This window comes from Shinella sp. AETb1-6 (assembly GCF_009826875.1).
Lineage (GTDB): Bacteria > Pseudomonadota > Alphaproteobacteria > Rhizobiales > Rhizobiaceae > Shinella > Shinella sumterensis.
The window spans coordinates 30,425-54,002 of sequence record NZ_WUMM01000006.1 but is presented as its reverse complement, the minus strand read 5'-3'; the positions used below and the strand labels follow the sequence as shown (position 1 = coordinate 54,002).

The 23,578-nt window shown below is 63.8% G+C and carries 26 protein-coding genes; 7 read left to right on the top strand and 19 right to left on the bottom strand.

From position 1 onward, the window contains the following. Positions 1–20 precede the first annotated feature (20 nt). Both GR158_RS11980 and GR158_RS11975 read left to right on the top strand, forming a co-directional pair. Positions 21–1,178, top strand: a complete 1,158-nt coding sequence (locus GR158_RS11980; RefSeq protein ID WP_246665639.1) for a site-specific integrase — start codon at positions 21–23, stop codon at positions 1,176–1,178. Between the two features lie 539 nt (positions 1,179–1,717). After that, the gene (locus GR158_RS11975) at positions 1,718–1,936 is read left to right on the top strand and encodes a dehydrogenase (protein WP_160871261.1); all 219 of its coding nucleotides are present in this window, start codon (positions 1,718–1,720) and stop codon (positions 1,934–1,936) included. Positions 1,937–2,003: 67 nt separating this feature from the next. On the opposite strand, the gene GR158_RS11970 is transcribed toward GR158_RS11975, so the two are convergent. The 6 genes from GR158_RS11970 to GR158_RS11945 form a co-directional block, all read right to left on the bottom strand. Then, positions 2,004–2,534 carry a MerR family transcriptional regulator gene (locus tag GR158_RS11970; protein ID WP_134649898.1) on the bottom strand — a complete coding sequence of 177 codons (531 nt, stop codon included), beginning with the start codon at positions 2,532–2,534 and terminating at the stop codon, positions 2,004–2,006. Positions 2,535–2,664: 130 nt separating this feature from the next. Continuing rightward, the gene (locus tag GR158_RS11965; RefSeq protein WP_064329714.1) at positions 2,665–3,003 is read right to left on the bottom strand and encodes an integration host factor subunit alpha; all 339 of its coding nucleotides are present in this window, start codon (positions 3,001–3,003) and stop codon (positions 2,665–2,667) included. Between the two features lie 98 nt (positions 3,004–3,101). After that, the gene (locus GR158_RS11960) at positions 3,102–4,073 is read right to left on the bottom strand and encodes a beta-ketoacyl-ACP synthase III (protein WP_160871260.1); all 972 of its coding nucleotides are present in this window, start codon (positions 4,071–4,073) and stop codon (positions 3,102–3,104) included. Further along, positions 4,070–5,131 carry a phosphate acyltransferase PlsX gene (gene plsX, locus GR158_RS11955; RefSeq protein WP_160871259.1) on the bottom strand — a complete coding sequence of 354 codons (1,062 nt, stop codon included), beginning with the start codon at positions 5,129–5,131 and terminating at the stop codon, positions 4,070–4,072. The genes GR158_RS11960 and plsX overlap by 4 nt, the downstream gene beginning before the upstream one ends. A 115-nt stretch (positions 5,132–5,246) precedes the next feature. Continuing rightward, the gene (locus GR158_RS11950; RefSeq protein WP_160871258.1) at positions 5,247–5,801 is read right to left on the bottom strand and encodes a DUF177 domain-containing protein; all 555 of its coding nucleotides are present in this window, start codon (positions 5,799–5,801) and stop codon (positions 5,247–5,249) included. 16 nt (positions 5,802–5,817) lie between these two features. After that, positions 5,818–6,372, bottom strand: a complete 555-nt coding sequence (locus GR158_RS11945) for a ubiquinol-cytochrome C chaperone family protein (protein ID WP_134649937.1) — start codon at positions 6,370–6,372, stop codon at positions 5,818–5,820. A gap of 152 nt (positions 6,373–6,524) precedes the next feature. Between GR158_RS11945 and GR158_RS11940 the strand changes: the two genes are divergently transcribed. Further along, positions 6,525–7,001, top strand: a complete 477-nt coding sequence (locus tag GR158_RS11940; protein WP_160871257.1) for an outer membrane protein assembly factor BamE — start codon at positions 6,525–6,527, stop codon at positions 6,999–7,001. 72 nt (positions 7,002–7,073) lie between these two features. On the opposite strand, the gene GR158_RS11935 is transcribed toward GR158_RS11940, so the two are convergent. From GR158_RS11935 to GR158_RS11880, 12 genes are all read right to left on the bottom strand, one after another. Continuing rightward, positions 7,074–9,209: a sodium-translocating pyrophosphatase gene (locus tag GR158_RS11935; protein ID WP_160871256.1), complete on the bottom strand. Its 2,136-nt coding sequence runs from the start codon at positions 9,207–9,209 to the stop codon at positions 7,074–7,076. Between the two features lie 190 nt (positions 9,210–9,399). After that, complete coding sequence (locus GR158_RS11930; RefSeq protein WP_160871255.1) at positions 9,400–10,626, bottom strand: MFS transporter; 1,227 nt, start codon at positions 10,624–10,626, stop codon at positions 9,400–9,402. A gap of 14 nt (positions 10,627–10,640) precedes the next feature. Continuing rightward, entirely contained in the window at positions 10,641–11,123 is a 483-nt protein-coding gene (gene nusB, locus GR158_RS11925; protein ID WP_134649891.1) for a transcription antitermination factor NusB, read from the bottom strand. Next, a complete protein-coding gene (gene ribH / locus GR158_RS11920; RefSeq protein ID WP_134649890.1) occupies positions 11,120–11,581 on the bottom strand; it encodes a 6,7-dimethyl-8-ribityllumazine synthase in 462 nt (153 codons plus the stop codon). The genes nusB and ribH overlap by 4 nt, the downstream gene beginning before the upstream one ends. Positions 11,582–11,736: 155 nt before the next feature. Next, positions 11,737–12,873 carry a diguanylate cyclase gene (locus GR158_RS11915; RefSeq protein WP_160871254.1) on the bottom strand — a complete coding sequence of 379 codons (1,137 nt, stop codon included), beginning with the start codon at positions 12,871–12,873 and terminating at the stop codon, positions 11,737–11,739. A gap of 132 nt (positions 12,874–13,005) precedes the next feature. Next, positions 13,006–13,620, bottom strand: a complete 615-nt coding sequence (locus GR158_RS11910; protein WP_134649888.1) for a riboflavin synthase — start codon at positions 13,618–13,620, stop codon at positions 13,006–13,008. Then, positions 13,620–14,735 carry a bifunctional diaminohydroxyphosphoribosylaminopyrimidine deaminase/5-amino-6-(5-phosphoribosylamino)uracil reductase RibD gene (gene ribD / locus GR158_RS11905; protein ID WP_160871253.1) on the bottom strand — a complete coding sequence of 372 codons (1,116 nt, stop codon included), beginning with the start codon at positions 14,733–14,735 and terminating at the stop codon, positions 13,620–13,622. The genes GR158_RS11910 and ribD overlap by 1 nt, the downstream gene beginning before the upstream one ends. Continuing rightward, positions 14,736–15,215 (bottom strand): transcriptional regulator NrdR, encoded by a 480-nt coding sequence (gene nrdR, locus GR158_RS11900; RefSeq protein WP_134649886.1) that lies wholly within the window; start codon positions 15,213–15,215, stop codon positions 14,736–14,738. 66 nt (positions 15,216–15,281) lie between these two features. Further along, the gene (gene glyA / locus GR158_RS11895) at positions 15,282–16,580 is read right to left on the bottom strand and encodes a serine hydroxymethyltransferase (RefSeq protein WP_160871252.1); all 1,299 of its coding nucleotides are present in this window, start codon (positions 16,578–16,580) and stop codon (positions 15,282–15,284) included. 190 nt (positions 16,581–16,770) lie between these two features. Next, positions 16,771–18,093, bottom strand: a complete 1,323-nt coding sequence (locus GR158_RS11890) for a murein L,D-transpeptidase (protein WP_134649884.1) — start codon at positions 18,091–18,093, stop codon at positions 16,771–16,773. A 274-nt stretch (positions 18,094–18,367) separates the two neighbouring features. After that, complete coding sequence (gene ldtR / locus GR158_RS11885; RefSeq protein ID WP_134649883.1) at positions 18,368–18,880, bottom strand: transcriptional regulator LdtR; 513 nt, start codon at positions 18,878–18,880, stop codon at positions 18,368–18,370. Between the two features lie 130 nt (positions 18,881–19,010). Then, complete coding sequence (locus GR158_RS11880) at positions 19,011–19,481, bottom strand: DUF6163 family protein (RefSeq protein WP_371731640.1); 471 nt, start codon at positions 19,479–19,481, stop codon at positions 19,011–19,013. Between the two features lie 126 nt (positions 19,482–19,607). On the opposite strand from GR158_RS11880, the gene hemB reads away from it, so the two are divergent. Further along, complete coding sequence (hemB, locus tag GR158_RS11875) at positions 19,608–20,624, top strand: porphobilinogen synthase (protein ID WP_134649881.1); 1,017 nt, start codon at positions 19,608–19,610, stop codon at positions 20,622–20,624. Positions 20,625–20,673: 49 nt separating this feature from the next. Here hemB and GR158_RS11870 read toward each other — a convergent pair whose 3' ends face one another. Beyond that, positions 20,674–21,180 carry a hypothetical protein gene (locus GR158_RS11870; protein ID WP_134649880.1) on the bottom strand — a complete coding sequence of 169 codons (507 nt, stop codon included), beginning with the start codon at positions 21,178–21,180 and terminating at the stop codon, positions 20,674–20,676. A gap of 123 nt (positions 21,181–21,303) precedes the next feature. Between GR158_RS11870 and GR158_RS11865 the strand changes: the two genes are divergently transcribed. From GR158_RS11865 to GR158_RS11855, 3 genes are all read left to right on the top strand, one after another. Then, the gene (locus GR158_RS11865; protein ID WP_160871250.1) at positions 21,304–21,768 is read left to right on the top strand and encodes an RDD family protein; all 465 of its coding nucleotides are present in this window, start codon (positions 21,304–21,306) and stop codon (positions 21,766–21,768) included. A 105-nt stretch (positions 21,769–21,873) separates the two neighbouring features. Next, positions 21,874–22,638 carry an arginyltransferase gene (locus GR158_RS11860; RefSeq protein WP_134649878.1) on the top strand — a complete coding sequence of 255 codons (765 nt, stop codon included), beginning with the start codon at positions 21,874–21,876 and terminating at the stop codon, positions 22,636–22,638. 18 nt (positions 22,639–22,656) lie between these two features. Then, positions 22,657–23,574: a DMT family transporter gene (locus GR158_RS11855; protein ID WP_134649877.1), complete on the top strand. Its 918-nt coding sequence runs from the start codon at positions 22,657–22,659 to the stop codon at positions 23,572–23,574. Positions 23,575–23,578 lie beyond the last annotated feature (4 nt).

Sequence of the window (23,578 nt, the reverse complement as noted above, 5' to 3'; positions counted from 1 at the left end):
ATTGAGGAGCGGGCGGAAAAATGTCGGTCTACAAGAAGAACGGAAGAGACACATATTCCTACGACTTCGAGATACGGGGTCGTAGATTTTCAGGCAATACGGGAGCAACGTCGAAGCGAGAAGCAAAGCGCTTCGAGGACGCCCAGAAGGAAATAGAGCGGGCGAAGCTGGCCGAAGAAGCAAAATTCTTCGCGCCGACAATGACCTTCGAAATCGCTTCGTCCCGATATTGGCTGGAAGTCGGCCAGCATCACAAGAATGCCGATACCACCCTCGCAAACCTCGAATGGCTGCGCAACGCCATAGGCCGGAACACGGAAATGGAATCGCTAACGGATTCCATCGTGGCGAGCCTGGTTGCCAAGCGCCGCGGCGAACGGGTGCGTCGACATGGAAAGAACGGGAAGCTTCACCTTGGCAAGCTTATCGAGCCGGCCACGGTAAACCGCACCTGTACCCAACCCCTTCGGGAAATCTATCTGCGCGCGCGTGACGTGTGGAAGATCAAGGTCGCTGAGATCGACTTCGGCCGCCACATGCTGGACGAGCGACAGGAGCGGGTTCGCGAGGCAACGCCGGACGAAGAGGACGCTATCCTCGGGGAGCTTTCGCGCGGCTATGACAAGGCCGTGCGTTTCGCCTTCCTGACCGGGTGCCGGCGAATGGAAATCCTCGGGCTCGAATGGCCCATGGTGGACTTCTTCTCCCGAAACTTCAAGGTCATGGGCAAAGGCGGCAAGGAACGCGTCATTCCTATGTCGGAGGAGATCTTCCGCCTGCTATGGGAGGAGAAGGACCATCACACCATCAAGGTCTTCACTTTCGAGGCGCGCAGGACGCGGAAAAAGGAAAAGCTGGAGCGAGGGAAACGCTACCCCTTGACGGAATCCGGGCTCAAGAGCGCGATGCGCAGAGCCGTGCCGAATGCTGGCGTGGAGAACTTCCGATTCCACGACACCCGCCACACGGCGGCGACACGCGTGCTTCGGAAGTCGAACCTGAGGGTCGCGCAATTGCTGCTTGGGCACTCTGACGTGAAGACGACGACGAAATACGCTCACGCCTTGAACGACGATATCAGGGCAGCTCTGGACGCTGCATCTCGCCCCACCACGAACCCCACCAACGAAGGTTCAGAAGAAGCCAAGAGTATGAATAATAAGGGAGAAAAGCGCTAAGGGGGTCGTTCCCCCAGTCAAGTGCGCTACCGGGCTGCGCTACATTCCGGACCGAGCAAACCCCTATAGTCTGGATGTTTTGGATGCAAGCCCAAAAATCGGCGTCCGGAACAAATGTGGATAAATGTCCCGTCACCGGACGTCGCAGGGGGACACTCCGCTTGCGGCCCCATGGTGAAAGGCCCGCCGTCGGCTCCATGCCGCGCGATATGTGGGTGCCGCACAGGCTTCATCGCTTATGGTATCGGCTTTTCTTTCGCCAACCGTACCGGATTCGGCGCTTTCGACCTTTCCGGACATAAGACGAAAGTCGTAGAAGCATTCTGCCCGCCTTGATTTTTGCGGGCACTCCCCGCGTCACCGCGAGCCAAGCGTGACGCCTGCTTGCCCCGCCTTCGGCGGGGCTTTTTCCCCAAGTTGCCTTCGTCCGCCAACCGGCCCTTGACTCGCGGAGCAACCGGAACATAATAAGAACATTCATGGCCGAGGCGTCTGCTTTCAGACCCTTGGACGCTCTGATCCATTCCCGGGAGAATCACATGCAGCCGCTTTGCGAGCCTGTAACCGACGCGGCGACTCTTGATGCGGCAGGCGACCCCGTGGATGCCGCCCTCGCCTGGCATGGCGGCGATGCGCGGGCGACCATCGAGACCCTGCTTGCCGACTGCGCGCATCTGCAACGCCAGCTCGACCTGATGCGTGCTGCGATGGGACGCGGCTTCACGCGAGGCTGGGAGCCTTCCGTGCGACGGGATTAGCGAGCGTGGCCGAGGAGCCATGCGGTCGCGCACGGCGACGACCGCTCAGCAGGCGCATACGGGTGCCTTAACGTACCTGGTCCAGCAGGCGCTTGCACTCCAGGAGGTCGTAGAGCGCCTCCTGCAACAGGGCGCGGTCTTCCTTGCCGACGCTGGTCTTGCCGAGCGAGATTTCCGGCGTTTCGTCTCCACCGCCGACAAAGGAAAAGAAGCGGCGGCTGGACGGCGCCTTGGCGCGGCCGACGATCTGGTCCTCGTCGCTGCCGGCCTTCGGCGGCGACGGCTCCTCGTGGCTGGCCGCGGCCAGCGCCTCGACCGTAGCCAAGTCGCCGCTGGCAATGGCCGCGACGAACTTGTTGCCGTTGAGCTTCAGGAGCTTCTGCACGCCCTTGATCGTATAGCCGTGATCGTAGAGCAGGTGGCGGATGCCCTTGAGCAGATCGACATCCTCGGGGCGGTAGTAGCGCCGTCCGCCGCCGCGCTTCATCGGCTTGATCTGCGTGAACCGCGTCTCCCAGAAGCGCAGGACATGCTGCGGCAGATCGAGATCGTCGGCGACCTCGCTGATGGTGCGGAAAGCGTCCGGACTCTTGTCCATACTGGCCTCGATGAAAGGTTACGGCGGCAGCATACACGATATGCAGCCGAATCGTATTCATTTCAGCGAGTTGCCGGGCGATATTCAAGTTTCAAATTGCCGGTGGCGGGGCGATTACCCCGAAAAGCGCTCAGGAGGCGGGCGAAGCCGGCTTCTGTTTCGCCTTGCGCGCGAGATGGGCTTTCAGGACACGCTGCTTGAGCACGTTCGAGGCCTTGAAGGTCATGACGCGGCGCGGCGAGATCGGCACTTCCTCGCCGGTCTTGGGATTGCGGCCGATGCGTTCGTTCTTGTCGCGCACCTGGAAGGTGGCGAAGGAGGAGAGCTTGACGCTTTCGCCCCGCACGATGGCGTTGCAGATCTCATCGATCACGGTTTCGACGAGCTCTGCGGATTCAGTCCTCGAAAGGCCGACTTTCCGGAAAACCGATTCGGCCAAATCTGCGCGTGTCACCGTCTTGCCGCTCATCGTTCCTCACCGATTTCCTATTGAAAGCGTATGGTTAGTCGCGGAAGACTATTGTCCTTGCAAGCCCGGGTCAAGCCGCACCTGCGGTGGGCGCCATCCTACCAACGTAGCAGCACCGCGCCCCAGGTGAAACCGCCGCCCATGGCTTCCAGCAGAACCACGTCTCCCTGCTTGATGCGTCCGTCCTGCGCGGCCGCAGCCAGCGCGAGCGGGATGGAGGCCGCCGACGTGTTGCCGTGCAGGTCGACGGTGATCACGACCTTCTCCTCGGGAATGCCGAGTTTCTTGGCCGAACCGTCGATGATGCGCTTGTTGGCCTGGTGCGGCACCAGCCAGTCGACGTCGTCGGCCGTGAAGCCGGTCGCGTCGAAGGCCGAGACGATCACGTCCGTGATCATGCCCACCGCATGCTTGAAGACCTCGCGGCCCTCCATGCGCAGGTGGCCGACCGTGCCCGTGGTCGAGGGGCCGCCGTCGACATAGAGCTTGTCGCGGTGCGCGCCGTCGGAGCGCAGCTGCGCCGTCAGCACGCCGCGGTCGGCGGTGGTGCCCGCCCCTTCCTGCGCCTCGAGCACGATGGCGCCCGCGCCGTCGCCGAACAGCACGCAGGTCGTGCGGTCGGTCCAGTCGAGGATGCGCGAGAAGGTTTCCGCGCCGATGACGAGGACGCGCCTGGCTAGGCCGCCGCGAATATAGGCGTCGGCCGTCGTCACGGCATAGACGAAGCCCGAACAGACGGCCTGCACGTCGAAGGCGAAGCCATGGTGCATGCCCAGGCGGTTCTGGATGTTGACGGCGGTCGCCGGGAAGGTGTTGTCGGGCGTGGAGGTCGCCACGATGATCACGTCGATATCGGCGGCGGTGAGGCCGGCCTTGTCGAGGGCCGCGCGCCCGGCCGCTTCGCCGAGCGAGGCGGTCGTCTCGCCCTCACCGGCAATGTAGCGCTGGCGGATGCCGGTGCGCTGCACGATCCACTCGTCGGACGTGTCGACCGTCTTTTCCAGCTCGGCATTGGTGACCACCCGTTTGGGAAGCGCCGTTCCGAAACCACGGACAACTGAACGGATCATTTCGATACCTCATCGCTCACGCTCTGGGCGCCCTCGACGGGGCGGCCGGCATGATATTTCTGCAAATCTCTTTCGATCTTGTCTTTCAGGCCGTTGCGGACCATGTCGTAGCCGACATCCACCGCAGCGGCGAAACCCTCGGCATCCGTGCCGCCATGGCTCTTGATGACGATGCCGTTCAGGCCGAGGAACACGCCGCCATTGACCTTGCGCGGGTCCATCTTCTCCCGCACGCTGTCGAACGCGCTCTTGGCGAGGATGTAGCCGAGCTTGGCGAGCCAGGTGCGCGACATGGCCGCGCGCAGATATTCCGCGATCTGGCGCGCGGTGCCTTCCGCCGCCTTCAGCGCGATATTGCCGGCAAAACCTTCCGTCACCACCACATCCACCGTGCCGCGACCGATATCGTCGCCTTCCACGAAGCCATAGTAGTCGATCGTGTCGAAATTGGCCTCGCGGATGAGCTGGCCGGCGGCCTTCACCTCTTCCTGGCCCTTGATCTCCTCGACGCCGACATTGAGCAGGCCGAGCGTCGGCTTGTCGATCTCGAAGAGCGCGCGCGCCATGGCGCCGCCCATCAGCGCGAAGTCGAAGAGCTGGTTGGCGTCCGCGCCGATCGTCGCGCCGATGTCGAGCACGATGCTCTCACCCTTCAGCGTCGGCCAGATGCCGGCGATGGCGGGCCGTTCGATATTGGCCATCATGCGCAGGCAGAATTTCGACATCGCCATCAGCGCGCCGGTATTGCCGGCGGAAACGGCGACATCGGCCTCGCCCTTGGCCACCGCATCGATGGCCTGCCACATGGAGGCCTTGCCACGGCCGCGGCGCAGCGCCTGGCTCGGCTTCTCATCCATGGCCACCGCGATGTCGCAGTGATGAAACGTGCTGGCGGCCTTCAGTTTCGGGTGTTGCGCCAGAAGAGGCTCGCATTCGGCGGCGTTGCCAAAGAGCACGAAGCGGATTTCGGGATGGCGCTCGAGAGCCTTGGCTGCACCAGGGATGGCCACGGACGGGCCGAAATCGCCACCCATGACATCGACGGAAATTCTGACCACGCGTGTATTGCCTTAGTTTTGTTTCCAACGGCAGAAGAGCCGCCCCAGCGGAATTCGGCCAAAATACCGCTTTTCGCCGGGGGCACAACTGAATTATCGGACGCCCTTGAGGCGTTCAGTCTTTTTTCCAGTCCTTGAGAACAGCAAAAGGCGACGGTTTTCGGTCGTCCTTGTCGGTGCTCTCGATATGGCCTGCAAAGGCGATATCGGGCTTGCGCGGATAGGGATCGATGGCGAGCGCGACGTGCTCCGCGGCCACCACGCCGGCATCGATCGTGTCGCCGGTGAAGATTTCCGGCGCGTCCGGGCCTTCCGGATCGAGCAGCATTTCCCCGCCCTCGGCCGCGACCGGCATGCGCGCGAGCTTGGAGCCCTCCGGCACGAACACGACCTCGACAGGCTCGTCGATATGCGCTTCCACCGGATCGAGCGTCACCACGCAGGCCTGCACGATGTCGGCGGTCACGCGGCCCTTCAGGCGGATGCCGTCGCGCTTCCAGCGTTTCACCTCGAAGGCCGCCGTCAGCGCCTTCACCTCCAGCACGGACCAGAGCCTGGCGAGGCCCGCCAGTTCCTCGGCATTCGCAGCGATCTTCACCTCCACCGGGTTGGCGGAAATATGCCCCACCTTGACCGGGTAGGAGAACGGCGTCTCGTCATTGTGCTTCATCGTCTTGCCTTTCGCCTCACACGGCCTGTGCGGGCGCGCGCGGTTCCAGGACCGTGAGCGCGCCGACCGCAATCGCATCCTCGCCAACGCCGGCCATGGCCGTTTCTGCGTCGAAGAGATAAGCGGCCAGGCCGTCCATGGAAGGGGCGCCCTCGCCGCCTTCCGGGTAGATGTTGCGCCGCAGCGCAGCTGCCAGCGCATCACGGTCGGCGGCATCGAACGCCGCCGCGTATGACTCCAGCCGGCCGTAGAACATGCCGGCGAATTTCTTCATGCGCTTGGGCACGCCGGCATCGCCAACGCCGAGTTCGCGAATCGAATGATCGACGTCCTCGAAGAAGGCATCGACGATCTCCTGGGCGATTTCCTGACCCGATGTCGCGCTCGCGCGGGTGCGGCGGAAGTAGAGGATCAATATCGCCGAGAGCATCTCGAAGCGGCCCATCACCGTGTCGGGAACATCAAGCGCTTCATAGAGATAGGGATGGCGCGCGGCCGTTGTAAGCGTCGCATATTGTTTTTCGACAATGCGCCGGTTGCCGTTTTTTTTGCCGAACAGGCCAAAAATCATCATAAAGCCTAGTTTTGCCTGATTCAAACCATGGTGCCGTCGCAAGTCATGTTGCATGACGGTCGAAGCTGGTTTACCGAAGCATGCATGAATTGCAATGGCTGCGCGGCCATCATCGTCCCGGGGATAGTGTTAAGAGAGATGCTGTGAATATGAAGCTGTTGCGTAGTGCCGCCGTTGCCGCCACCCTCTCCGCATCCGTTCTGGCAGGCTGCCAGAGCATGGGCATGGGCGAGGTAATGCACCAGGGCTACGTCATCGACCAGGAAACGCTTGCACTTGCCCCCGTCGGCTCGTCGCGCGAACAGGTCCTGCTCTCGCTCGGCTCGCCCTCCTCGACGGCGACGTTCGACAACGAGGTCTTCTACTACATATCCCAGAAACGCACGCGCCCGATGGCTTTCATGAAGCCCAAAGTCGTGGAGCAGAGCGTTCTGGCCGTCTATTTCGACAAGGACGGCAATGTCGAGCGCCTCGCCCACTACACGCTGCAGGACGGCAAGGTCTTCGACATGATCAAGCGCGTCACGCCGACGGGCGGCGCCGAGACGACCTTCCTCGGCCAGCTGCTGCGCGGTGGCGCAAACCCCGGTGCAATGATGAGAAGCATGCTGGGCGGCAACAACTAAGCGCGCACCGCAAGGACAAAAGGAAACCGCGGGGATCGCTCCCCGCGGTTTTTGTTTGCGCGGTTTTCAGGGTCAGGCGAGGACGGCCAGCAGCAGCAGCGCCACGATATTGGTGATCTTGATCGCCGGGTTGACCGCGGGGCCCGCCGTGTCCTTGTAGGGATCACCGACGGTATCGCCGGTCACGGAGGCCTTGTGCGCTTCCGAACCCTTCATGTGCCGGTTGCCGTCCTTGTCGACGAAACCGTCCTCGAAGCTCTTCTTCGCGTTGTCCCAGGCGCCGCCGCCGGATGTCATCGAAATGGCGACGAACAGGCCGTTGACGATCACGCCGAGCAGCGAGGCGCCGAGCGCGGCGAAGGCGGATGCCTTGGAGCCCGAGATCAGCAGCACGCCGAAATAGACGACGAGCGGCGCCAGCACCGGCAGGAGCGACGGCACGATCATCTCGCGGATGGCCGCCTTGGTCAGCATGTCGACGGCGCGGCCGTAGTCGGGCCGTTCCGTTCCCGCCATGATGCCCGGCTTTTCGCGGAACTGCCGGCGCACCTCCTCGACGATCGAGCCCGCCGCACGCCCCACCGCCGTCATCGCGATGCCGCCGAAGAGATAGGGGATGAGACCGCCGAAGATCAGGCCTGCGACCACATAGGGGTTGGAGAGGTCGAAGGAGATCGTGCCGATATCCGCGAAATACGGATACTTGTCGCCATTGGCGGCGAAGTAGGCAAGGTCGTTCGAATAGGCCGCAAACAGCACCAGCGCGCCGAGGCCGGCCGAACCGATCGCGTAACCCTTGGTCACGGCCTTCGTCGTGTTGCCGACGGCGTCGAGCGCGTCGGTCGACTTGCGCACCTCCGGGTCGAGGCCGGACATTTCGGCAATGCCGCCGGCATTGTCGGTGACCGGGCCGAAGGCGTCGAGCGCCACGATCATGCCGGCAATGCCCAGCATGCCGGTGACGGCGATGCCGGTGCCGAAGAGGCCGCCCAGCTGGTAGGTGGCGATGATGCCGCCGACGATGACGATGGCCGGCAGCGCCGTCGATTCCAGCGACACCGCGAGGCCCTGGATGACGTTGGTGCCGTGGCCGGTCACCGATGCCTGGGCAATCGAGTTGACCGGGCGCTTGTTGGTGCCGGTATAGTATTCGGTGATGACCACGATCAGCGCCGTCACGATGAGGCCGAGAAGGCCGCAGATGAACAGGTTCGTGCCGGTGATCTCCTTGCCGGCCACCGTGCCGATCACGCCCCAGCCGACGGTCAGCGTGGTCGCCGCGGCAAGGCCGAGGATCGACAGCAGGCCGGTCACGACGAGGCCCTTGTAGAGGGCGCCCATGATCGAGCCGTTTGTGCCGAGCTTGACGAAGAACGAGCCGACGATCGAGGTGATGATGCACGCGCCGCAAATGGCGAGCGGATAGATCATCGCCGACGCCAGAACGGGCGTCCCGGCAAAGAAGATCGCCGCAAGAACCATGGTGGCGACGACCGTCACCGCATAGGTCTCGAAGAGGTCGGCCGCCATGCCGGCGCAGTCGCCGACATTGTCGCCCACATTGTCGGCGATGGTGGCGGGGTTGCGCGGGTCGTCTTCGGGAATGCCGGCTTCCACCTTGCCGACGAGGTCGCCGCCCACGTCGGCGCCCTTCGTGAAGATACCGCCGCCGAGACGGGCAAAGATGGAGATCAGCGAGGCGCCGAAGCCGAGCGCGACGAGCGAATCGATGACCTCGCGCGAGGCGGGCTCCTGCCCGAGGACGCCGGTGAGGACCCAGTAGTAGATCGACACGCCGAGAAGGGCGAGGCCGGCCACCAGCATGCCGGTGATCGCGCCCGACTTGAAGGCGATGTCGAGGCCGGAGGACAGGCTGACGGACGCGGCCTGGGCCGTGCGCACATTGGCGCGGACGGACACATGCATGCCGATGAAGCCGGCAACGCCCGACAGCACGGCGCCGATCAGGAACCCGATGGCAGCCGTTGCGGAAAGAAGCAGCCAGGTGCCGACGAAGACGACAACACCGACCAGGGCAATGGTCTTGTACTGCCGGGTGAGATAGGCCTGCGCCCCTTCCCGGATATAACCTGCAATTTCCTGCATGCGGGCATTCCCCTGGTCGGCGGCAAGCACCGACCGTGTCGCCCAGATGGCATAGACCACCGAGAGCAACCCGCATGCGATAACGCCAAGCAATATGGTCATTTCGCTCTTTCCTCCTTGGATGCCGCGGGGCCTCTCCCGCAGCGCTATGCGTCCGCGCCCGGTTTGCCTCCTCACAAGCCGGGTGCCGGCGCGAGGCCAGAGTGCGTTTGCGAATCGGCCGCGTCAAGCCGCCGCATCTCGCCACACGCGTCGAGGGAGCGGATTTTGCCGCCGCGGCCGATGCGGACCGTCAGGCCGCCTTGCGGCGGTTGCGCAAGAGGAGGATCAGGACGAGGAAGAGGCTGACGCCGGTGACGGGCCAGAACATCATGTTGATGGCCTGCCAGCCATAGGCGGTGAACACCTTGCCGGAGGAGAAGGAGGCGAGCGCCACCGTGCCGAACAGGATGATGTCGTGGAAGCCCTGCACCTTGTCGGCCTCGTGCGGCCGGTAGCTGGAGGCGACGATGGCCGTCGAGCCGATGAAGCCGAAGTTCCAGCCGACGCCGAGCAGGATGAGCGCCCCCCAGAAGTTCCACAGCTCGATGCCCATATGCGCGATGCCCGCGCAGGCCATCAGGATGACGAGGCCGGCAGCCACGACCGCCTCGCTGCCGAAGCGCTGGATCAGCATGCCGGTGACGAAGCTCGGCGCGAACATGGCCAGCACATGCCACTGGATGCCGAGCGTGGCGAGATCCGGCGAGAAGCCGCAGCCGATGACCATGGCGAGCGGTGCGCCGGTCATCATGAAGGTCATCAGCGCATAGGTGGAAATGCCGCAGATCATGCCCGTCAGGAAGCGCTGCGTGAGCACGATCTCGCCGAGCGGCCGGGCCGGCTCGCCGCTCGCCGCACCCGCCGCCTTGTGGTCGGGCAGGCGCAGGAAGAAGAACAGCAGGATGGCAGCACCGCACAGCGGCACGAGCGCCACGAAGGCGCCCGCGAACATCACCGGCTCGAACAGGTCCCTGGTGAAGATCACCACCTGGGGGCCGAGCATCGCCGAGAGCACGCCGCCCGCCAGGATCCAGGAGATCGCGCGCGGCTTGTAGAAGGACGGCGAGGCATCGGCGGCGGCGAAACGGATCTTCTGCGCGAAACCGCTGGCAATGCCCACCAGCAGGAAGCCCAGGGCGAACAGCCAGAAATCGCTTCGGAACAGCGCGATGGCCGCGACCAGCCCGCCGCCGGCGCCCACCAGCGACCCGACCATGAAGCCATGCGCACGGCCGAGCAGGCGCGCGGCGATGGCGACCAGCACGGCGCCGAGCGCCACGCCGATGTTGAAGCCGGTAAGCGGCGCGGTCGCGAGCGACTTGTCCTGTCCCAAGAGATTGTAGCCGGCAAGGCCGCCGACCGAGAAGACGATCGGTCCGGCGGACGCGAGAAGCGCCTGCGCCAGCGTCAGCAGGAACACGTTGCGGCGCGCGGCCGAAAGCTCCCGTTCAAGACCTTCGACCGTATTCGCGCTCATGCCTGTCTACCGCTTTACTTGCGTTGTTCGACCCGGACCTGCTTGGCGATGCGGTCGAGGACGGCATTCACCAGCTTGGGTTCGTCTTCCTCGAAGAACGCCTTGGCGATCTCGACATATTCGGTGACGATGACCGCCACCGGCACATCCTTGCGCTCCTTGAGCTCGAACGTGCCGGCACGCAGGATGGCGCGCACGGTGGAATCGAGACGCGACAGCGCCCAGTCGTCCTGCAGGGCCGCGCCGATCATCGGATCGAGCTGGCGCTGGTCGCGCACGACGCCCGACACGATGGAGCGGAACCAGCCGGCATCGGCCTTGAGGTAGGTGTCGCCGTCGATTTCCTGTCCGAGCCTGTGCGTCTCGTACTCGGCGACGATCTCGAGAACGCCGGTGCCGCCGACATCCATCTGGTAGAGCGCCTGCACGGCGGCAAGACGCGCGGCACCGCGCTGGTTGGCCGGCTTGACGGGGTGGGAATTGTTTTCGCTGGTCACTGTTCGCCGCCCAGTTTCTTCTTCAGCTCGATCATGGTGAGGGCCGCACGGGCGGCAAAGCCGCCCTTGTCGCCTTCCGAACGACGGGCGCGCGCCCAGGCCTGCTCGTCGTTCTCGACGGTCAGGATGCCGTTGCCGATCGGCAGGCTCTCGCTGACGGCGATGTCCATCAGCGCGCGGCAGGATTCGTTGGCGACGATATCGAAATGATAGGTCTCGCCACGGATGACCATGCCGAGCGCGACGAAACCGTCATACCAGGTGCCGCCATTGTCCATGCCGTCGAGCGCCATGGCGACGGCGGCGGGAATTTCCAGCGCGCCCATGACGGTCACGACATCGAAGGTGGCGCCGGCGGCTTCCAGCGCGTGTTTCGCGCCGTCGAGCATCGCATCGGCCATGTCGTCATAGAAGCGCGCTTCGACGATCAGAAGATGAGGATTATCGGTGTTGGCCATGAATCACCTGAAAATGGAGCAGGCCCGGCATGGCGGGCAGAGGCGGCGGTCAAACCATGCCGAACGAGGCTTGGCAAGCAATTTCCGCCGCCTGCGGCGTTTTCGGCCCCGCAGACGGGCTTGCGGGCCTGCGGCAGCCCCGTTCAGGCCGGTCGTCAGGCGGCAAGCGATACGCGATTGCGGCCGTTGTGCTTGGAGGTGTAGAGCGCCTTGTCCGCATTGCTCAGCAGCGCGTCGAAGCTCAAGCCGGTGTCGCTGCCGAAGGCGATGCCGGCGCTGACGGTGCAGTTGATCGAGCCCTTTCCGATAGGAATGAGCCGTGCGGCGAAATCCGCCCGGATGCGTTCCGCAACGCGCGCCACGCGGTCCAGCACGGCGCGGTCCATGACCACCACGAATTCCTCGCCGCCAAGGCGGGCGATGCAGGCGGCGGTTCCGCAGGCCTCCACGAGGACTTCGGCAAAGCACTTCAGCACCGCATCGCCGGCGGCATGGCCGTACTGATCGTTCACGGCCTTGAAGTTGTCGAGGTCGAAGGCGATGGCCGCACGATGGGCGAAGACGGTCTCCTCGCCGTAGCGGTCGAAAAGCGCGCGGCGGTTGAGAAGGCCGGTGAGGGCATCGGTCATCGCCGTGCGCTGGTGTGCGCCGGCGATGCGCCACTGGTTCAGCGCCAGCGACATGGCGCCGATGCCGGTTATGCCGAGGATCGCCGCGATCAGATTGAGATTTTCCGCCCAGTTGTCCGGCGCATGGCCGATCGACCACTGGCGCTGCTCCAGAAGCACGCCGGCGCAAAGCACGAAGGAGGTCGCCACCAGAACGTAGAGCGCGACAATACCGGTCAGCGGCAGCGGCGCTTCCGCACGGCCGAGCCAGTACTCCCATGCCGTCGCGACAAGCGTTGCCGCGATCACGAGGTTCAGCGCGATGAGCGCTACACCGTCGAGGCCGAACGGGATCCATGGAATGCTGACAGCCGACGATGCGAGGAACACGGCGGCAATGCGCCAGCGTCCGCGCCGGCCGGTGCGGAAGCGGTAGGCCGCGCCGTAGATGAAGGCGAAACCGCCGAACTGGAGCACGAAGGCAAGGCAGGTGATGCCGATGCTGGCATTCTCGACATAGAGGCTATAGACGCCGACCGCCGCCACGATGATGCCGATGCCGATCGCCCAGGACAACAGGAAACGCTCCACGCGGGCCGACAACCAGGACGCAAACAAGGTGGCGGAAAGGCAAAAGCCGGACAGCCCGATCGCAAGGAGCAGGGTGTTGTAGTCTGGCGTCATGCAGGGGCGGTCTCCAGCGGTCCAATGCGCCACCCTAAAGACGCAGAAGTATCCAGAGTCTTACGCCCCTTGTTAAATTTTGCCGGTGTCCCGTATCAGTCCACGCCGGCGTCGCCCGGCGTCACGCGCGAGTCACGGCTTGGCCGGAAACTCCGCCAGGCGCGCGGCATAGCGGGCCATGGTATCGACCTCGAAATTGACGAAGTCCCCCGCCTTGCGTTCGCCCCAGGTTGTGACCTCCAGCGTGTGGCGGATGAGCAGCACGTCGAACACCGCACCGTCCACCGCGTTGACGGTCAGCGACGTGCCGTCGAGCGCGACCGATCCCTTCGGCGCGACGAAGCGCTCCAGTCCCTCGGGCGCGCGGATGCGGAAACGGGTGGCATCGCCCTCGGCCTCGACGGACAGGATTTCGGCCTTGCCATCGACATGGCCGGAAACGATATGGCCGCCCAGTTCGTCGCCGATCTTCAGCGAACGCTCGAGATTGATGCGGGTGCCGGTGGTCCAGCTGCCGATGGTGGTGAGGCGCAGGGCCTCTTCCCAGGCCTCCACCTCGAACCAGCGGGCATTCGACCCCTCTTCCGGCAAAGCGGTGACGGTGAGGCAGGTGCCGGAATGGGCGATGGATGCGCCCATGTCGATGGTCGCCGGGTCGTAGGCGGTGCGCACACGCAGGCGAACCCCCTCGTTCATCGGCTCGACCTTTTCCACCGTTCCAATATCCGTGACAATGCCGGTAAACATCAATCGTCTCTTTCGTATTCTTCCAGAAGGTCAGCGCCGTAACGGGCCGTATGGCGAAGTGAAAAGCCCTCCGGCGCGCGCCCTGGCACAGATGGGCCCGGCACACATGGGGATGGCACCCCGTCGCTGCCAAGGGGGGCTGCGCCGCCAAACAGCAGGATGCGGTCGACAAGGCCGGCATCGAGGAAGGAACGCGCCGTGCGCGCACCGCCCTCCACGAGCAGCGAGGATATCCCGCGCGTGGCCAGCGCCACAAGCAGCGTGTCGAGCTTGCGCGGGTCGCATTCCACCACCTCGACGCCAAGGCTCTCCAGCGCGTCGCGCCGGTCGACGAAAGCGCGATCGGTGTCACCGTCGTTTTCGGCGACAAGCAGCACCGGCACGTCGCGCGCCGTGCGCGCCAGCTTCGACGTCACCGGCAGTTCCAGCCGCGGATCCAGCACGATGCGGACCGGCGAGCGGGCTTCCAGTCCCGGCAAGCGGCAGGTCAGTTCGGGATCGTCGGCAAGGGCGGTGCCGATGCCGACAAGGATCGCGTCCGTCTCGGCGCGCAGCACATGCACCTGCCCGCGCGATACCGGCCCCGTGATCGCCACCTGCCCTGCCCCGAGCCGGCCGAGCATGCCGTCGCTCGAAACCGCAAGTTTCAGAGTCATATACGGCCGCTTCTTCGTCTGCCGCGTGAGATAAGCGGCGAGCGCGGCGCGGCCTTCAACCTCCAGCACGCCCGTCTCCACGGCAATGCCGGCCGCCTCCAGCATGGACAGTCCCCTGCCCGCCACGCGGATGTCGGGATCGGTGACGGATACGACGACGCGGGCGACGCCGGCGGCGATGAGCGCATCGGCACAGGGCGGCGTCTTGCCGTGATGGGAGCAGGGTTCGAGCGTGACATAGGCCGTTGCGCCACGCGCCGCCGCGCCGGCTTCGGCGAGCGCCTGCGTTTCGGCATGCGGCCGTCCGCCGGGCGCGGTCACGGCGGAGCCGAGAACCACGCCATCCTTGACGATCAGGCAGGCGACGGAAGGATTGGTGGCCGTCAGGCCGAGATTGCGGCGGCTGAGGCGAAGTGCTGCCGCCATGAACCTGATGTCGTCGCGCGCGCCGCCGGACATCTAGCCATCGACGCCCGGGTCACGGGCGATCTTGGCGGCGACCTCGGCGAGGATCTTCTCGAAGTCGTCGACATGGGAGAAGTCGCGGTAGACGGAGGCGTAACGCACGAAGCCCACGTCATCGAGCGCCTTCAGCGCCTCCAGCACCTGGAGGCCGATTTCCTCCGAGGCGATTTCCGTCTCGCCGGAGCTTTCCAGCCGGCGCACGATCCCTGAGACGGCGCGCTCGATACGGTCGCGGTCGACGGGCCGCTTGCGAAGCGCGATCTCGAAGGATTTCAAAAGCTTGTCGCGGTCGAAGGGGGCCTTGCGGCCCGTCTTCTTGACCACCATGAGATCACGCAGCTGCACCCGCTCGAAGGTGGTGAACCGACCGCCGCAATCCGGGCAGATGCGCCGGCGGCGAATGGCGGCCCCGTCCTCTGCGGGACGGGAATCCTTCACCTGCGTATCTTCCGAACCGCAATAGGGGCAGCGCATGAATTCTCCTTGCTCTGCGCGGTTCCCGGCGGAAACCGCGCAACACCGTATCCTGGAACGACCGGCTTACATGTAGGAATACATGGGGAAGCGTTCGGTCAGCTTGACGACCTTGTCGCGCACGCCGGCTTCGACACTCGCATTGCCCTCGTCCGAATTGGCGACCTTGAGGCCGTCGAGAACCTCGACGATCAGGTTGCCGATTTCCTTGAACTCGGCTTCCTTGAAGCCGCGGGTCGTACCGGCCGGCGTGCCGAGGCGGACGCCCGAGGTGACGAAGGGCTTTTCAGGATCGAACGGGATGCCGTTCTTGTTGCAGGTGACGTAGGCGCGGCCCAGCGCTGCTTCCGCACGCTTGCCGGTCGCGTTCTTCTTGCGAAGGTCGACGAGCATCAGGTGGTTGTCCGTGCCGCCCGAAACGATGTCGAGGCCGCCGGCCTTCAGCGTCTCGGCGAGCGCCTTGGCGTTCTTGACGATCTGCGCGGCGTATTCCTTGAACTCCGGCTGCAATGCTTCACCGAAGGCCACGGCCTTGGCGGCGATGATGTGCATCAGCGGACCGCCCTGGAGACCCGGGAAGACGGCCGAGTTGATCTTCTTGGCGATGTCCTCGTCGTTCGTCAGCACGACGCCGCCGCGCGGGCCGCGCAGCGACTTGTGCGTGGTCGTCGTGGCGACGTGGCAATGCGGGAACGGCGACGGATGCTGGCCACCGGCGACGAGGCCGGCGATATGGGCCATGTCGACCATGAGATAGGCGCCGACTTCATCGGCGATCTCGCGGAAGCGCTTCCAGTCCCAGATGCGGGAATAGGCGGTGCCGCCGGCGATGATGAGCTTCGGCTTGTTCTTGCGGGCCTTCTCGGCGACATCGTCCATGTCGAGCAGGTTGTCGCCTTCGCGAACGCCGTAGGACACGACGTTGAACCACTTGCCGGACATGTTGACCGGCGAACCGTGCGTCAGGTGTCCGCCCGAGTTCAGGTCGAGGCCCATGAAGGTGTCGCCCGGCTGGAGCAGCGCGAGGAAGACGGCCTGGTTCATCTGCGAGCCGGAATTCGGCTGCACGTTGGCGAAGTTGACGCCGAACAGCTTCTTGGCGCGCTCGATGGCGAGTTCCTCGGCGATGTCGACGAACTGGCAGCCGCCGTAGTAGCGCTTGCCCGGGTAGCCCTCGGCATACTTGTTCGTCATGATCGAGCCCTGGGCTTCGAGCACGGCGCGCGACACGATGTTTTCGGAGGCGATCAGCTCGATTTCATGACGCTGGCGACCGAGTTCCTTCTGGATCGCGCCGAAAATATCCGGATCCGTATCGGCAAGGTTACGCGTGAAGAAAACGTCGGTGGCAGAAGTCTGGCTCATCCTCGAGGCTCCTTAAGGGTGGTGGCACGGTGTTTATCGTCCTCGCATGGCAAGGGCAATATCCGCTCCACGGTTTGCGCCATTTCAACGCATCTTCTGCAACAAAAACGACAGAGCGCGAAGACCTGAAAAGCAAAAGCCCCGCGATCCCTTGGGATGCGGGGCTTTCGACGGTTTTGAGCCGATTGCCTTATTGCGGCAGCAGATTGCTCTCGACGGACTGGCCGCCTTCCTGGTTGTAGCCGGTCTGGAGCGCCAGTTCCGTAGCGCCGTCCATCTGGTAGATGTCGTCGCGGAACTGCACGACGCGGTCGCGGGCCGACCATGCCGAGATGTAGACGAAGTAGACCGGCACCTCGGTCGCCAGCCGGATCGGCGAGCTGACGCGGGAGTTGATGACCTGCTCGATCTTCTCGCGCGACCAGCCGGGCGTGTCGCGCAGCAGCCAGGTCGTCAGGTCGCGCACGTTCTGCACGCGCACGCAGCCGGAGGATTCGAAGCGCATCAGCTTGTTGAACAGGCCCTGCTGGGGCGTGTCGTGCATGTATTCGTTGTTCGGATTGTGGAAGTTGATCTTCGTCGAGGACATGGCGTTGATCTTGCCCGGGTCCTGGCGGAACATCAGGTTCGGCGCCTTCTCGGCATTCCAGTCCACGGTTTCCGGCGCCACTTCCTGGCCCTTGCCGTCGATGAGGCGGATGTTGTTGCGCGCCAGATAGGTCGGGTCCTGACGCATCAGCGGCACGATGTCCTTCTCGATGATCGAGCGGGGCGCCGTCCAGTAGGGGTTGAGGATGACCTCATAGATCTTGGAATTGATGATGTGCGTCGGACGGCTCATGCGGCCGACCACGGCGACGTGGCGCGAGGCCACGCGACCGCCTTCCACCGCCTCGATATAGGCGGCCGGGATGTTCACCATCACATAGCGCTGGCCGAGGTCGCCCGACATGGTCTGCAGGCGAACGAGGTTGGTGTTCAGCTGGCTGAGGCGGGTCGTGGCGGGCACGTTCATGGCCTTCAGCGTGTATTCGCCGAGAACGCCGTCCTGCGGAAGGCCGTGGCGGGCCTGGAAACGCTTGACCGCGCCATCGACGTAGGAATCGAAGGAGTCGGAAATGCCGGCGGCCCGCGGCAGGTCGCCCGAGATGATCAGGCGCTGGCGAAGCGCCTGCACGCCGGAATCGACGACGCCGATCTGCAGCTTCTGGGACGAATTGACCTGCGGCCAGCCGCCGTTCGACACGATCTGCTGGTAATCGGAAATCGCCTGCTGGATGTTGGGGACCGAACCCGAGCCCAGGATCGGATTGTTGGACTGGACGGCTGCGGATGCACGCGAGGCCTGTGCATCGAACTGGTCGTCCCAGTTGCCGCGGCGCGGTGCATTCAGGACATCGTCAAGCGCCGTCTGGGCCAGAGCCGGGCCGGCAACGGCGGCGGCGCCGAAGGTTGCGGCGGAGCGCAGAAATGCGCGGCGCGAGAACACATCAGTTTCGGTTTTGCGAGACATCTATCCTACCATCTCCTGAGACGCCGTTCAAAGCGGCGGGCGCGCGGGCACGTGAACCGCGGTTCATACCCGATGCAGCTATCACGAACAGGGTTAACAAACGCAAACCGGCCGTGCCGCCCGCGCATACCTTAAGCCCAGCGTTCGGGTGTCATAGCAATATGGCCAATTCGTGTCTCGGCGGGCGGCGTAGAGCCTTGCACGAAAACGTGAAAAGCCGGACGCGCAGGGAACGCGGCCGGCTTTTGAGGAGGAGGTCGAGACGCTGGAGCGCTTACAGGCGGTACAGGATCGAGTCGTTCCAGAAGCGGTCGAGACGCTGGAGCAGCTTGTTCATCTGGTTGAACTCGCCTTCGCCGATGCCGCCGACCTTCTGGATCGAGCCGATATGGCGCTCGTAGAGCCTTGCGACGGTTTCGGCGATTTCCTGGCCGCTTTCCGTCAGGCTGATGCGGACCGAGCGACGGTCGATGCGCGAGCGCTGGTGGTTGATGAAGCCGAGATCGACCAGCTTCTTGACGTTGTAGGAAACGTTCGAGCCGAGATAGTAACCGCGCGAGCGCAGCTCGCCGGCGGTCAGTTCCGAGTTGCCGATGTTGAAGAGGAGCAGCGCCTGGACGGCGTTGACATCGGAGCGACCGGCACGGTCGAACTCGTCCTTGATCACATCGAGCAGGCGGCGGTGCAGACGCTCGACGAGGTGGAGGGATTCCAGATAGAGGTTGCGGATCGCATCTTCCTGCTGATCGACGACCGGGGCCTGCTGGGGCTTCATCTTGGTGTTCATTGTTACTGCCTCACTGTTTTGTTTGGCGGTGTGGTTTGTTTTCCCGCCTTGAGTGAGAACCTAACGAATGCATCTAAAATTCTACTTAAACCGCAGCCTTAACAGCGCCTTACCAGAGGCCGATGCTGTCTCACGGTGAATCAGTTCTTACCGTGCGGGCCTGACGGCGGCGCTGGAGGAAGAGCGCGGCGTGGAAAATCAGGAAGGTTGCGGCCACCGCGACATGCGCGAAGACCAGCAGCCGGTTGATGCCGAAGACGGACGGAAAGACCTCGTGCATGGCGATCTCGGTTGCCGCCGCGATGAGCCATATCACCGGCCCCCAGGAGACGAGAAGCCACAGGCCGACGGCGGCGACAGGAAACAGAACCGCAAGCGCGGTCGCGGCGGCCTTCCATGCCGGCGGCAGCAGGTCGAAACGCCCTGCCCCGCCCAGCGAGAGGCCGGTCAGCATGGCCCAGTATTGAAGCGCGAACCAAAGCGACGTCACCGCCACGAGCCGCAGGAACAGCACGAACAGCGTTTCGGTCAGGCTTGGCCTCGGGCCCTTGGCAGAATCAGCGAGCATGCGGCCGACAGTAAGGGCAAGGTTTGTCCGCATAAAGAGCGCCCCGGCATTTTGCGCCGCGCATGGCCATATGCCGCAGCCCTCCCGATCGCTCGCGATTTGATTGACGGGGCCGGCGTGGTAAGGAGCGGAAAACACATCCAGCAAGGAAGCGGCATCATGACCGGCAGCAGAAACATCGTCGACGAGATCACCGGGCACCGCCGCATGCGGCGCAACCGGAAGGCCGACTGGACGAGACGGCTGGTGCAGGAAAACCGCCTGACGGTCGACGATCTCATCTGGCCCGCCTTCGTCGTGCCCGGCACCAATGTCGTCGACCCCGTCGCCGCCATGCCGGGCGTCAACCGGATGAGCATCGACAAGCTGGTCGAGGCGGCGAAGGAAGCGGCCGATCTCGGCATTCCGGCCATCGCCACCTTCCCCAATATCGACATGGCGCTGCGCGACGAAACCGGTTCCCACTGTCTTGCCGCAAACAACCTCATCAACGAGGCGACCCGCGCCATCAAGCAGGCCGTGCCCAATATCGGCGTCATTACCGATGTCGCGCTCGATCCCTTCACCAGCCACGGCCATGACGGCGTGCTGCGCGGCGATGTCATCGTCAACGACGAGACGGTCGAGCTGGTCGCCAGGGCGGCGGTCATCCAGGCCGATGCCGGTTCCGACATCATCGCGCCGTCGGAAATGATGGACGGCCGCATCGGCGTGATCCGTCGCGCGCTGGACGAGGCCGGGCACCAGAATGTCGGCATCATGGCCTATGCCACCAAGTTCGCCTCCGCCTTCTACGGCCCGTACCGCGACGCCATCGGCACCGGCGGCCTGCTGAAGGGCGACAAGAAGACCTATTACATCGATCCGGCCAACGGCACCGAGGCGATCCGCGATGCCGCGCTCGATGTCGAGGAAGGCGCCGACACGCTCATGGTCAAGCCCGGCCTGCCCTATCTCGACATCTGTTGGCGCATGAAGGAAGCCTTCGGGCTTCCCGTCTTCGCCTATCAGGTCTCGGGCGAATACAGCCAGATCAAGGCCGCCGCGCTGAACGGCTGGATCGACGGCGAGCGCGTGATGCTCGAAACCCTGCTCGCCTTCAAGCGCGCCGGCTGCGACGGCATCCTCAGCTATTTCGCCATGGATGTCGCGCGGCATCTCGCGAAGCGGGGATAATCCTTCGCGTCGGGCCGAACTCGCCTTTCGGGCGTAAGGTGAATTCAGATCAAAAGATAAGCGGGATCGTGATTATGACGATCATGGCGGTAAAATAGGTCCGGGAGCATCCTTTCCCGAACAAAGGATTAGCCGCAATCTCCGCGATCGACATAAGATAGACGGCGCAAAAGAGAAGCATGCAGGCATGCCAATAGGCGCCCCACAATAGGGGCGCCATTGCGAATCCGAATACCACGGATGCGCTCGCAGAGGCGAAACCGACTGTCCTCGCGGCCACATGCGCGATTAGCGCCTGTACGCGCTTCATCTCGCGCTTGCTGCGCTGCCATTCCCACAGGCCCTTGGCGAACCAAAGGAAGATGGTCGCGAGGAAGAGCGAATAGAAGGGAATATGTTCGAACAGCAGGTCGCCGCCCCAGTTCGCCTTGGCGAAGTAGTTGTAGCCGACATATTGCAGCAAACCGAAAGACAACCCGACAGACGCAAAGAAAGGGGCGTCCTTGCGCAGATCCTCACCGGCGTGCATCCATGGTCCTTGATTGTTTTCCTTCATCAGTATCTCCTTGCATTTTGATTTTCGGGCCGCAGCCTTAAAACGGAGATAAGGAACTCCATCCGTTGTTTTCCGCGCAAAAATTCCCATATCTGGATTATGTTCCACGACGGAGACAGGCAGATGAGCGCTGATTTCAACGAAGCGCGGGTTCCGACGACGGACTGGCAGGCCTATCGCGGCGTGCTGTCGCGGCGCGTCTTCGCTTTCCTGATCGACTACGCGATCATCGCGCTGCTCTGGGTGCCTGCTGCCGTGGTGGTCTTCTTCCTCGGCATCCTGACGCTCGGCCTCGGCTTCTTCCTCTATCCGGCGCTGTTCACCATCGTCGCGTTGTTCTATTTCGGCTTCACGATGGGCGGGCCGAGCCAGGCCAGTGCGGGCATGAACGCCATGGGCCTCATGCTGGCCCGGACGGATGGCCGTCCGATCGACTTCCTGACGGCCGTCGTGCATCTCGTCCTGTTCTGGATCGGCAATGTGGTGCTGACGCCCTTCATTGTGCTTGTCGGCCTCTTCACCGATCGCGGCCGCCTGCTGCACGATCTTCTTCTCGGCACGGTGGTGGTTCGCCGCGATCGTTATTGAGGGGACGAAAACACACGGACGAAATCCGCCAGTTGACCTTTTCCCGAACTAGGCCATGGTATTGGCATAGAAGTGTCACAGAGCGACGGGTACGCCTTACGGCCGATGAACACGCACGCAACATCCTCCCCGCAATTCTATCTCACCGCGCCGGCGGCTTGCCCCTATCTGCCGCAGGAGATGGAGCGGAAGGTGTTTACCCATCTGGTGGGTGAGCGCGCGCCTGAACTCAACGATCTCCTCACCCAGGGCGGCTTCCGCCGCTCGCAGAACATCGCCTACCGCCCGGCCTGCGAAAGCTGCCGGGCCTGCATCTCGGTGCGCATCCTCGTCAACGAGTTCGAGCCGCGCCGCACCATGCGGCGTGTGCTGGCCGCCAATGCCGATCTCGTCTCGCGCGATTACCCCGCCGAACCCTCCAGCGAGCAGTATTCGCTGTTCCGCGGTTACCTCGATGCCCGCCATCAGAAGGGCGGCATGTCGGACATGTCGGTGCTCGACTATGCGATGATGGTGGAGGACACCCACGTCAACACGCGCATCATCGAGTATCGTCTGCGCGAAGAAGGCGCGGGCCTCAAGGAGCGTCCGCAAGGCGAATTGCTGGCGGTCGCGCTCACCGACCGCATGGGAGACGGCCTTTCCATGGTCTATTCCTTCTACGATACCGAGCGGGCCGATCGTTCGCTCGGCACCTTCATGATCCTCGACCATATCAGGCGTGCCAGGGCGCTCGGCCTGCCACATGTCTATCTCGGCTATTGGGTCAAGGGATCGCGCAAAATGGACTATAAAACAAAGTTTTTGCCGCAAGAGCACCTGATGCCGCGCGGATGGGAGCGCTATGATGGGGATAGTGCAGCCTCGTAGTCGATTCCCGGTCCCGCCTTGCCCCATACGAACGATCCCGCCCTTCACCGCAAGGGTCTTCTGATAACCGCCATCGGCGGTCTCGCCCTCTCCTTCGATATCCCGCTGATCCGTTCCGCCCATGGCGAGTTCTGGTCGATGGTCGTCGTCCGGAACGTAGCCGTTTTCGGGATGGCGCTCGTCCTGTGGGCCGGGCTGAATTTCGTGCTGCGCCGCAGGACCGTTCTGGTGCCCGGCCGCGTCGGCCTTCTGATCGCGCTGTTCTACGGCATCAACGGCCTCACCTTCATGCTGGCGGTGTTCAACACCACCACCGCCAATGTGGTTTTCATCCTCGCCTTCACCTCGATGTTCGCGGCGATCCTTTCCTGGATTTTCCTCGGCGAGCGTCCGTCCAATGCGACGCTCCTCACCATGGCCGCCATGGGCGGTGGGGTTCTGCTGATCGTCCATGACGGGCTGTCCAGCGGAAACGTCTTCGGCGACGCGATGGCGGCCTGCTCCGCCTTCCTGCTTGCGGCATCCTTGACGCTCAGTCGCAAAAGCGGCGCGGAAATGGGCTTCGTTCCGCTGGTCGCCACCCTGCTGCCGGGCGTTCTCGCGGTGTTTTTCCTGCCGCCCGGCGGCCTTATCGTCGCCGAACCGTTCTATATCCTGCTCAACGGCCTCGTGCTGCTGCCCCTCGCCTTCTGGTGCCTGGCCACCGGCCCGCGCTACCTCTCGGCACCGGAAGTCGGCATGTTCTATCTCGTGGAGACGGTGCTGGCGCCCGTCTGGGTGTGGATCGCCTTCTCCGAAACCCCCACGACGCAGACGCTGATCGGCGGGGCCATTCTCACCCTCGCCCTGCTCGGCCACTCGCTGTGGCAGATGCGTTCCAAATCCCGCGCCGCACAGGCAAACGGCGTGGCAGTGGAGCTCCCCCTCACGCACTGATCCT

Excerpts from the sequence above, each read along its gene's own strand:
- GR158_RS11945 (WP_134649937.1), bottom strand. The coding sequence starts at position 6,372 with ATGATTTTTGGCCTGTTCGGCAAAAAAAACGGCAACCGGCGCATTGTC.
- ribD (WP_160871253.1), bottom strand. The coding sequence starts at position 14,735 with ATGTCCGGCGGCGCGCGCGACGACATCAGGTTCATGGCGGCAGCACTT.
- GR158_RS11935 (WP_160871256.1), bottom strand. The coding sequence starts at position 9,209 with ATGACCATATTGCTTGGCGTTATCGCATGCGGGTTGCTCTCGGTGGTC.
- GR158_RS11860 (WP_134649878.1), top strand. The coding sequence starts at position 21,874 with ATGAACACGCACGCAACATCCTCCCCGCAATTCTATCTCACCGCGCCG.
- GR158_RS11950 (WP_160871258.1), bottom strand. The coding sequence starts at position 5,801 with ATGAAGCACAATGACGAGACGCCGTTCTCCTACCCGGTCAAGGTGGGG.
- GR158_RS11910 (WP_134649888.1), bottom strand. The coding sequence starts at position 13,620 with ATGTTTACCGGCATTGTCACGGATATTGGAACGGTGGAAAAGGTCGAG.
- GR158_RS11960 (WP_160871260.1), bottom strand. The coding sequence starts at position 4,073 with ATGATCCGTTCAGTTGTCCGTGGTTTCGGAACGGCGCTTCCCAAACGG.
- GR158_RS11970 (WP_134649898.1), bottom strand. The coding sequence starts at position 2,534 with ATGGACAAGAGTCCGGACGCTTTCCGCACCATCAGCGAGGTCGCCGAC.
- GR158_RS11930 (WP_160871255.1), bottom strand. The coding sequence starts at position 10,626 with ATGAGCGCGAATACGGTCGAAGGTCTTGAACGGGAGCTTTCGGCCGCG.
- GR158_RS11915 (WP_160871254.1), bottom strand. The coding sequence starts at position 12,873 with ATGACGCCAGACTACAACACCCTGCTCCTTGCGATCGGGCTGTCCGGC.
- GR158_RS11870 (WP_134649880.1), bottom strand. The coding sequence starts at position 21,180 with ATGAAGGAAAACAATCAAGGACCATGGATGCACGCCGGTGAGGATCTG.
- nrdR (WP_134649886.1), bottom strand. The coding sequence starts at position 15,215 with ATGCGCTGCCCCTATTGCGGTTCGGAAGATACGCAGGTGAAGGATTCC.
- GR158_RS11980 (WP_246665639.1), top strand. The coding sequence starts at position 21 with ATGTCGGTCTACAAGAAGAACGGAAGAGACACATATTCCTACGACTTC.
- ribH (WP_134649890.1), bottom strand. The coding sequence starts at position 11,581 with ATGGCCAACACCGATAATCCTCATCTTCTGATCGTCGAAGCGCGCTTC.
- GR158_RS11880 (WP_371731640.1), bottom strand. The coding sequence starts at position 19,481 with ATGCGGACAAACCTTGCCCTTACTGTCGGCCGCATGCTCGCTGATTCT.
- GR158_RS11965 (WP_064329714.1), bottom strand. The coding sequence starts at position 3,003 with ATGAGCGGCAAGACGGTGACACGCGCAGATTTGGCCGAATCGGTTTTC.
- GR158_RS11890 (WP_134649884.1), bottom strand. The coding sequence starts at position 18,093 with ATGTCTCGCAAAACCGAAACTGATGTGTTCTCGCGCCGCGCATTTCTG.
- hemB (WP_134649881.1), top strand. The coding sequence starts at position 19,608 with ATGACCGGCAGCAGAAACATCGTCGACGAGATCACCGGGCACCGCCGC.
- GR158_RS11865 (WP_160871250.1), top strand. The coding sequence starts at position 21,304 with ATGAGCGCTGATTTCAACGAAGCGCGGGTTCCGACGACGGACTGGCAG.
- GR158_RS11940 (WP_160871257.1), top strand. The coding sequence starts at position 6,525 with ATGAAGCTGTTGCGTAGTGCCGCCGTTGCCGCCACCCTCTCCGCATCC.
- GR158_RS11975 (WP_160871261.1), top strand. The coding sequence starts at position 1,718 with ATGCAGCCGCTTTGCGAGCCTGTAACCGACGCGGCGACTCTTGATGCG.
- glyA (WP_160871252.1), bottom strand. The coding sequence starts at position 16,580 with ATGAGCCAGACTTCTGCCACCGACGTTTTCTTCACGCGTAACCTTGCC.
- ldtR (WP_134649883.1), bottom strand. The coding sequence starts at position 18,880 with ATGAACACCAAGATGAAGCCCCAGCAGGCCCCGGTCGTCGATCAGCAG.